At 71.3% G+C, this 7,645-nt stretch carries 7 protein-coding genes; 5 read left to right on the forward strand and 2 right to left on the reverse strand.

The genetic code is table 11. The features are described from left to right. Together mtrA and mtnA are read right to left on the reverse strand one after the other, a co-directional pair. Nucleotides 1–690 carry a two-component system response regulator MtrA gene (gene mtrA / locus AB0M39_RS26830; protein ID WP_187438793.1) on the reverse strand — a complete coding sequence of 230 codons (690 nt, stop codon included), beginning with the start codon at nucleotides 688–690 and terminating at the stop codon, nucleotides 1–3. A gap of 4 nt (nucleotides 691–694) precedes the next feature. Continuing rightward, nucleotides 695–1,837, reverse strand: coding sequence for an S-methyl-5-thioribose-1-phosphate isomerase (gene mtnA, locus AB0M39_RS26835; protein ID WP_365368464.1), 1,143 nt, complete (start codon nucleotides 1,835–1,837; stop codon nucleotides 695–697). A gap of 179 nt (nucleotides 1,838–2,016) precedes the next feature. On the opposite strand from mtnA, the gene AB0M39_RS26840 reads away from it, so the two are divergent. From AB0M39_RS26840 to AB0M39_RS26860, 5 genes are read left to right on the forward strand one after another with little or no spacing between them, the layout of a single operon-like run. Further along, nucleotides 2,017–3,240 carry a hypothetical protein gene (locus AB0M39_RS26840; RefSeq protein WP_365368465.1) on the forward strand — a complete coding sequence of 408 codons (1,224 nt, stop codon included), beginning with the start codon at nucleotides 2,017–2,019 and terminating at the stop codon, nucleotides 3,238–3,240. Nucleotides 3,241–3,244: 4 nt separating this feature from the next. After that, entirely contained in the window at nucleotides 3,245–3,931 is a 687-nt protein-coding gene (locus tag AB0M39_RS26845; protein ID WP_365368466.1) for a DUF4129 domain-containing protein, read from the forward strand. Beyond that, nucleotides 3,928–5,169: a DUF4350 domain-containing protein gene (locus AB0M39_RS26850; protein ID WP_365368467.1), complete on the forward strand. Its 1,242-nt coding sequence runs from the start codon at nucleotides 3,928–3,930 to the stop codon at nucleotides 5,167–5,169. The genes AB0M39_RS26845 and AB0M39_RS26850 overlap by 4 nt, the downstream gene beginning before the upstream one ends. Then, entirely contained in the window at nucleotides 5,166–6,149 is a 984-nt protein-coding gene (locus AB0M39_RS26855; RefSeq protein WP_365368468.1) for a MoxR family ATPase, read from the forward strand. Before AB0M39_RS26850 ends, AB0M39_RS26855 begins: the two co-directional genes overlap by 4 nt. Before the next feature lie 8 nt (nucleotides 6,150–6,157). Next, a complete protein-coding gene (locus tag AB0M39_RS26860) occupies nucleotides 6,158–7,468 on the forward strand; it encodes a DUF58 domain-containing protein (protein ID WP_365368469.1) in 1,311 nt (436 codons plus the stop codon). Nucleotides 7,469–7,645: the final 177 nt, after the last annotated feature.

The following is a 7,645-nucleotide window of genomic DNA, read 5'->3' on the forward strand; positions in this document are numbered from 1 at the left end:
TCAGCTCGGCCCGGCCTTGTATCCGACGCCACGGACGGTCACCACGATCTCGGGACGCTCCGGGTCCTTCTCGACCTTGGAGCGCAGCCGCTGCACGTGCACATTGACCAGCCGGGTGTCCGCGGCGTGGCGGTAGCCCCACACCTGCTCGAGCAGCACCTCACGGGTGAAGACCTGCCACGGCTTGCGGGCGAGGGCGACCAGCAGGTCGAACTCGAGCGGGGTCAGCGCGATCGACTGGCCCTCCCGCTTCACCGAGTGACCGGCCACGTCGATGACCAGATCCCCGATCGCCAGCTGCTCCGGCGCGGGCTCCTCGGACCTCCTCAGCCGCGCCCGGATCCGGGCGACGAGCTCTTTCGGCTTGAACGGCTTGACGATGTAGTCATCGGCCCCGGACTCCAGGCCGACCACCACGTCCACGGTGTCGCTCTTGGCCGTGAGCATCACGATCGGCACGCCGGACTCGGCCCTGATCAGCCTGCACACCTCGATGCCGTCACGTCCGGGCAGCATGAGGTCCAGCAGGACCAGGTCCGGCTTGGCCTCCCGGAAAGCGGCAAGGGCCTTGTCGCCGTCCGCTACGAACGACGGCTCGAAACCTTCTCCACGCAGCACGATGCCGAGCATCTCGGCCAGTGCGGTGTCGTCGTCGACGACAAGGACACGTCCCTTCATAATCGACATCATCCCATTAGCTAATCGTTACCTGGCGTGACCTGGCGCACAGCTCTGCAATTCCTGCCCCCGTGACCGGGGACAACGTTCCCACCTCGGTGACGATCGCCGTCACCAGATCTGCGGGTGTGACGTCAAAGGCCGGGTTGTAGGCCTGTGTTCCGAGCGGCGCGACCGACAGCCCGCCACCCGCCCCGCCGACCCCCAGCTGGGGCGATGTGACCTCCGTCACTTCTTGCCCCGCCCGCTGCTCCACCTCGATCGAGGCCCCGTCCTCGGTCCTCAGATCGACCGTCGTCGTCGGAGCGACCACGATGAACGGCACATGGTGGTACTTCGCCAGCACGGCCAGCGGGTAGCTGCCCACCTTGTTCGCCACTGATCCGTCGGCCGCGATCCGGTCCGCCCCGATGAGTACGGCATCCACCTCCCCCGCCGAGAACAACGACCCAGCGGCATTGTCCGTGAGCAGTGTGTACGGCATTCCATTGCGGGCCGCTTCATAGGCGGTCAGCCGGGAGCCTTGCAGGAGGGGCCTCGTCTCGTCTACCCAGAGCCGCCGCAGCCTGCCTGCGCGGTGCGCGGTGAGGGCCACGGCGAACGCGGTGCCCTCTCCTCCGGAGACCAGCGCCCCGGTGTTGCAGTGGGTGAGGATCCGGTGACCGCCGCCCGGCAGCAGCTCGTCCAGCAGCGCCAGCCCGTGCCCGGCCATGGCGGCACTGGCCTCGGCGTCCTCGCGGTGCAGCTCCCTGGCCGCCGACAGCGCCGCCTGCGCGGCCTGCCCGGAGTCCGCCCCCGCGGCGACCGCCCGCCGGTGGGCCTCGGCCGCCAGCCGCACCCCGTACGCCAGGTTCACCGCGGTGGGCCGCGCGGTCTCCAGCTGCTCCACCGCCTCGGCGACGTCGAAGCCCCGCACGGCCGCGAGCGCCACCCCGTACGCACCGGCGATGCCCAGCAGCGGCGCTCCCCGCACGGCGAGCGTCCGGATCGCCCCCACCAGAGCGGGCACGTCGGTGCAGACGAGCTCGACCTGCTCCGCGGGCAGCCGCGTCTGGTCGAGCAGCACCAGTACGGGCCCCTCCGGCGGCTCGTCCCACCGCAGCGACGGAAGCATCGACGGTTCGACCTCGGCCGGTTTCTGTACGTACTGATCAGCCATCCGCCCAGTCTGCCCGGTGAGCCACCCACATTGAAGGTGCGAAGACACAGGGCCCGGCGCACCGCTGGGCGGCGCGTGGCACGATGGCAGCCAACCAGCCGCCTCCAGGGGCGGAAGGGCACCGTGAACACACCGGCTCGGCGAGTCGGTTCCGCGACCAAATCATGAGGTGGACGAGCGTGAACGACACTCCGGGCTGGGCTTCGCCCGGATCTGCCTCCTCTGACGGGCATGACGGCGTGCCCCGTCCCGCCGAGCCCGCCGACGAGCGCGGCCCCGCCTCGAACTGGTCCAAGGAGCAGCCGCCCCCCGGACAGTGGTCCGCGCCCACGGCCCCGGCCCCGCAGCGCGGCCCGGTCCCCCCGCCCGCACCCGGCTGGGGAGGCGGCCAGCCGCAGGGCCCCTGGGGTCAGCCCCCCGCCGCCAAGCCCGGAGTCATCCCGCTGCGCCCCCTCGGCGTCGGCGAGATCCTCGACGGCGCGGTCTCGACCCTGCGCGCCCACTGGCGCACCGTGCTGGGCGTCACCATCACCGTCTCGGTGATCTCGGAGATCGCCAACATCCTCGTCGAGCGCTACCTCCTGCCGGAGCCGCCCGACGTCGACCCGAACGCCAGCCCGTCGGAAGCCCTCAGCCAGTCCGTCGAGTCGCTCCAGTCCAGCCTGCTCGCCATGGTCCCCGCGCTGATCATCACCTTGATCTGCACGCTCATCACCACCGCGGTGCTCACCGTGGTGATCAGCCGGTCGGTGCTCGGCCGCCCCGTGGACCTCTCCGACGCCTGGCAGGAGGCCCGGCCCCGGCTGCCTCAGCTGCTGGGCCTGACCGTGCTGCTCCCGCTCATGAGCGTGGGCATCATGGCCGTGGGCTTCATCCCGGGCGTGCTGATCGGCGGAGGCGGCGGCGCCGCCCTCGTCGTCCTCGGAGGTCTCGCCGGCTGCGCGGTCACCCTGTGGCTGATGATCCGCTTCGCGCTCGCCTCGCCCGCGCTGATGCTGGAGCGCCAGGGGATCGTCCAGTCCCTGCGCCGCTCCGCCAAGCTCGTCCAGGGCGCCTGGTGGCGGACGTTCGGCATCATCGCGCTCACGGTGCTGCTGACCGTCCTGGTGACGATGATCATCGCGATTCCCTTCACCGTGATCGCGTTCGCCGTCGACGGCAGCAGCTTCTCGGACCTCCTGTCCGGGACGGCTCCCGACTTCGGCTGGCCCTTCCTGATCATCACGGGCATCGGCTCGGTGATCGCGGCCTCCATCACGTACCCGATCTCCGCCGGCGTGACCGTCCTCCTCTACGTGGACCAGCGCATCCGCCGCGAGGCCCTCGACCTCGACCTGGCACGGGCCGCCGGCGTCCCCGGCTACGGCTCCGAGCCTCCGGGCAACCCGTCCTTCAGGAGCTGATGGGGTGTTCACGGGGGGCGTGACGACGGCGCGGCTGGCTCTGCGCGCGAGCGACGACGTACCGGTGGACACTCCCCGCGTCCCCGCCCGGGAGGCGGCGGAGCGGGAACTGTCCAAGCCGATGTACCACGAGAACGACCCGAACCTCCTCCAGCGCGCACTCGACCGCTTCTGGGACTGGGTCGGCGACCTCTTCGACTCCGCGTCGGGCGCCGCCCCCGGCGGTCCGCTCGGACTGGTGGTCGTCCTCCTCCTCGTCATCGGATTGATCGCCGCCCTCTGGTGGCGTCTGGGCACCCCCCAGCGAAGCGCCGGCGCCGCCGACTCGCTCTTCGACGACAGCCCCCGCAGCGCATCGGAGCACCGTGCCGCCGCCGAGGCCCACGCCGCAGCCGGACGCTGGAACCAGGCTGTCCAGGAGCGGATGCGCGCCATCGTCCGCTCCCTGGAGGAACGAGCCCTTCTGGACCCGCGCCCCGGCCGCACCGCCGACGAGGCCGCCGCGGAAGCCGGCCGCTCCCTCCCGAGCCGCGCCGACGGACTTCGCGCCGCAGCCCGGGAGTTCGACGACGTCACATACGGCGGCCGCACCGCCGACGAGCAGGCATACGGACGCCTCCGCGACCTGGACCTCGAGCTGGAGCGCACCAAGCCCCAACTGACCGGAGCAGCCCAGGGAGCACCCGCATGAGCGCGGCCTCCCTCGACTCCACCTCCATGTCCCCCAACGCCCAGCAGGTATGGCGGCGTATACGGGGCCTGATGCTCGCACTGGTCATCCTCGTCGCCGCCGGGATCGCCCTGGCAGCCCTGCGCTCCGGAGACCAGCACGGGCGCCTCGACCCCCGCTCCGCGGACCAGTACGGCAGCCGCGCCGTCGCCGAGCTCCTCAAGGACCGCGGCGTCTCCACCCGAGTGGTCACCACTCTCGAAGGGGCCACCACCTCCACGGACCCCGACACCACTCTTCTCGTGGCCTCCCCCGACCTGCTGACGGACTACCAGCAGCAGACCCTCCGCGACGCGACGGCCAGGAACGGAGGCCGCACGGTCCTCGTCTCCGCCGGTCCCGCCTCCGTCGGCACACTGGCCCCCGGCGTCCACGCCGAATCCCCCGACCCGGTCTCGGCACTCGACCCGCAGTGCTCGCTCCCCGCAGCCCGCACCGCCGGCGACGTCGACCTCGGCGGGGAGCGCTACTCCACCGACGCCTCCGGCGCCGAACAGTGCTACCTCAGCGGAGGCCTGCCCACCCTGCTCGTAGTGAAGGGCCCCGACAACGGCGACACCGTCCTGCTCGGCTCCCCCGACATCCTCTACAACGACCGTCTCGACGAGCACGGCAACGCCTCCCTCGCTCTGCAACTCCTCGGCTCCCGCCAGCATCTGGTCTGGTACCTCCCCTCTCTCGGCGACGCCTCCGCCCAAGAAGGCGGCGGCAGCGACGGTGGCAGCGGCGGTGGCAGCGGCGGTGGCAGCGGCGAGGAAGAGGCCGACGACACGTTCCTCGACCTGATCCCCTCCGGCTGGCTCTGGGGGACCCTCCAACTCGCCCTCGCCGCAGCCCTCGCCGCCGTCTGGCGCGCCCGACGCCTCGGCCCCCTCGTCACCGAACGCCTCCCCGTGGCCATCCGCGCCTCGGAGTCCACCGAGGGCCGCGCCCGCCTCTACCGACATGTGAACGCCCGCGACCGCGCCGCCGCCGCACTGCGTTCGGCGACGCGCGCTCGCCTCGCACCCCTTCTCGGCGTGCCCCCGGTCGACGCACACTCTCCGGAGGCCCTGCTCCCGGCGGTCTCGGCCCACCTCCCAAGCGGCGATCGGGACCTCAGGTCGCTGCTCTTCGGACCGGCCCCGTCCGACGACGCCGCCCTCGTCCGCCTGACCGACCAACTCGACGCCCTCGAAAGAGAGGTACGCACTTCATGAGCGCCCCGACCACCGAGACAGCTGAGAGCTCGGACCGCGCCCGCACCTCCCTGGAGGCCCTGCGCACCGAGATCGCCAAGGCCGTCGTCGGCCAGGACCCCGCTGTCACCGGGCTCGTCGTGGCCCTGCTCTGCCGAGGTCACGTTCTCCTCGAGGGAGTGCCCGGCGTCGCCAAGACGCTCCTGGTCCGCACCCTCGCGGCGTCTCTTGAACTCGACACCAAGCGTGTGCAGTTCACCCCCGACCTGATGCCCAGCGACGTCACCGGGTCCCTCGTCTATGACGCGCGTACCGCCGAGTTCTCCTTCCAGCCCGGCCCTGTGTTCACCAACCTCCTCTTGGCCGACGAGATCAACCGCACCCCGCCCAAGACCCAGTCGTCTCTCCTCGAAGCGATGGAGGAGCGTCAGGTCACGGTCGACGGCACGCCCCGCCCGCTGCCCGAGCCATTCCTGGTCGCCGCGACCCAGAACCCCGTTGAGTACGAGGGCACTTACCCGCTGCCCGAAGCGCAGCTGGACCGCTTCCTCCTCAAGCTGACGGTCCCTCTGCCTTCCCGCGAGGACGAGATCAGCGTCCTGACCCGCCACGCAGAAGGCTTCAACCCGCGCGACCTCGTCGCCGCAGGCGTACGGCCCGTCGCCGGCCCCGCCGACTTGGAGGCGGCTCGCGCTGCGGTTGCCAAGACGTCGGTCTCCGCCGAGATCGCCGGCTACGTCGTCGATATCTGCCGTGCCACCCGTGAATCCCCCTCGCTCACTCTCGGCGCCTCCCCTCGAGGCGCCACTGCCCTGCTGTCCACCGCCCGCGCCTGGGCCTGGCTGACGGGCCGCGACTACGTCATCCCGGACGATGTGAAGGCATTGGCTCTGCCCACACTGCGCCACCGCATCCAGCTCCGGCCCGAGGCGGAGATGGAAGGAGTCACCCCCGACTCCGTCATCACCGCAATCCTCAGCCACGTCCCCGTCCCCCGCTGAGGCCCCCCATGGCCCTCACCGGACGCACCGCGCTCCTCGCCGCTCTCGGCTCGCTCCCCGTGGGCATCCTCGGACCGAGCTGGACCGGGATGCTCGCGGTCAACGCCCCTCTCTCACTCGCAATCCTGTGCGACTACGCCCTCGCCGCGCCAGTGCGAACGCTCCGTTTCACTCGAAGTGGTGATACATCAGTTCGATTGGGTGACGGCGCGGAAGTCCAGCTCACGGTCACAAACGCCTCCAACCGCCGCCTGCGCGCCCAGCTCCGCGATGCCTGGCCACCGAGCAGCTGGGTCGCCGGAACCGAGCAAGCCGCATCCCGGCACACCGTCACCGTCCCAGCGGGGGAACGCCGACGGGTGACGACCACCCTGCGCCCCACTCGCCGCGGAGACCGCCAGGCGGAGCGTGTCACCGTCCGCTCGTACGGCCCGCTCGGCCTCGCCGCCCGACAGGGCAGCCACCGAGTCCCCTGGACTGTCCGCGTGCTGCCGCCGTTCACCAGCCGCAAGCACCTGCCGTCCAGACTGGCCCGCCTCCGCGAGCTCGACGGCCGGACCAGCGTTCTGATCCGCGGCCAGGGAACCGAGTTCGACAGTCTCCGCGACTACGTCCCCGGGGACGACACCCGGTCCATCGACTGGCGCGCCACCGCCCGGCAGAGCACCGTCGCCGTACGGACCTGGCGCCCTGAGCGCGACCGCCACATCCTCATCGTGCTCGACACCGGCCGCACGTCGGCTGGTCGCGTGGGCGACGTCCCACGCCTCGACGCGGCCATGGACGCGGCCCTGCTCCTCACCGCACTGGCATCCCGCGCGGGCGACCGCGTGGGCATGCTGGCGTACGACCGTCGCGTCCGAGCCCAGGTCCAGGGCCGGTCCGCCGGCGAGATCCTGCCCGCCATGGTCAACGCGTTCGCTCCGCTGGAGCCCGAGCTCGTGGAGACGGACGCTCGCGGTCTCAGCGCCGCAGCCCTGCAGGGCGCCCCGCGCCGCTCGCTCGTCGTGCTGCTCACCAGCCTCGACGCCGCACCCATCGAGGAGGGGCTGCTCCCCGTCCTCCCTCAGCTCACGCAGAGGCACACGGTGCTTGTGGCGTCGGTCGCCGACCCTCATGTCGAGCAGATGTCCCGCGCCCGGGGCAATGTCGAAGCCGTCTACGACGCGGCGGCGGCCACACAGGCCCAGGCGCAACGCCGACGTACTGCCGAACAGCTTCAGCGTCATGGCGTCACCGTCGTCGACGCCACTCCCGACAAACTCGCTCCCGCTCTCGCAGACGCCTATCTTGCGCTGAAGGCCGCCGGCCGCCTTTAGCGGCAGTGCGGCCGGTACGAGGAGAGGGAACAGAAAGAGACAGACGCAGGGTGCCGAAACCCTGCGTCTGCGTAATGGGTCTTGAACGCAGAAAAGCCCCGCACCATAAGGTGCGGGGCTCTCCCACAATGATTGTTCGGCGGCGTCCTACTCTCCCACAGGGTCCCCCCTGCAGTA

The organism is Streptomyces sp. NPDC051907 (genome assembly GCF_040681075.1).
Taxonomy (GTDB): domain Bacteria; phylum Actinomycetota; class Actinomycetes; order Streptomycetales; family Streptomycetaceae; genus Streptomyces.

Excerpts from the sequence above, each read along its gene's own strand:
- mtrA (WP_187438793.1), bottom strand. The coding sequence starts at position 690 with ATGATGTCGATTATGAAGGGACGTGTCCTTGTCGTCGACGACGACACC.
- AB0M39_RS26850 (WP_365368467.1), top strand. The coding sequence starts at position 3,928 with ATGAGCGCGGCCTCCCTCGACTCCACCTCCATGTCCCCCAACGCCCAG.
- AB0M39_RS26855 (WP_365368468.1), top strand. The coding sequence starts at position 5,166 with ATGAGCGCCCCGACCACCGAGACAGCTGAGAGCTCGGACCGCGCCCGC.
- mtnA (WP_365368464.1), bottom strand. The coding sequence starts at position 1,837 with ATGGCTGATCAGTACGTACAGAAACCGGCCGAGGTCGAACCGTCGATG.
- AB0M39_RS26860 (WP_365368469.1), top strand. The coding sequence starts at position 6,158 with ATGGCCCTCACCGGACGCACCGCGCTCCTCGCCGCTCTCGGCTCGCTC.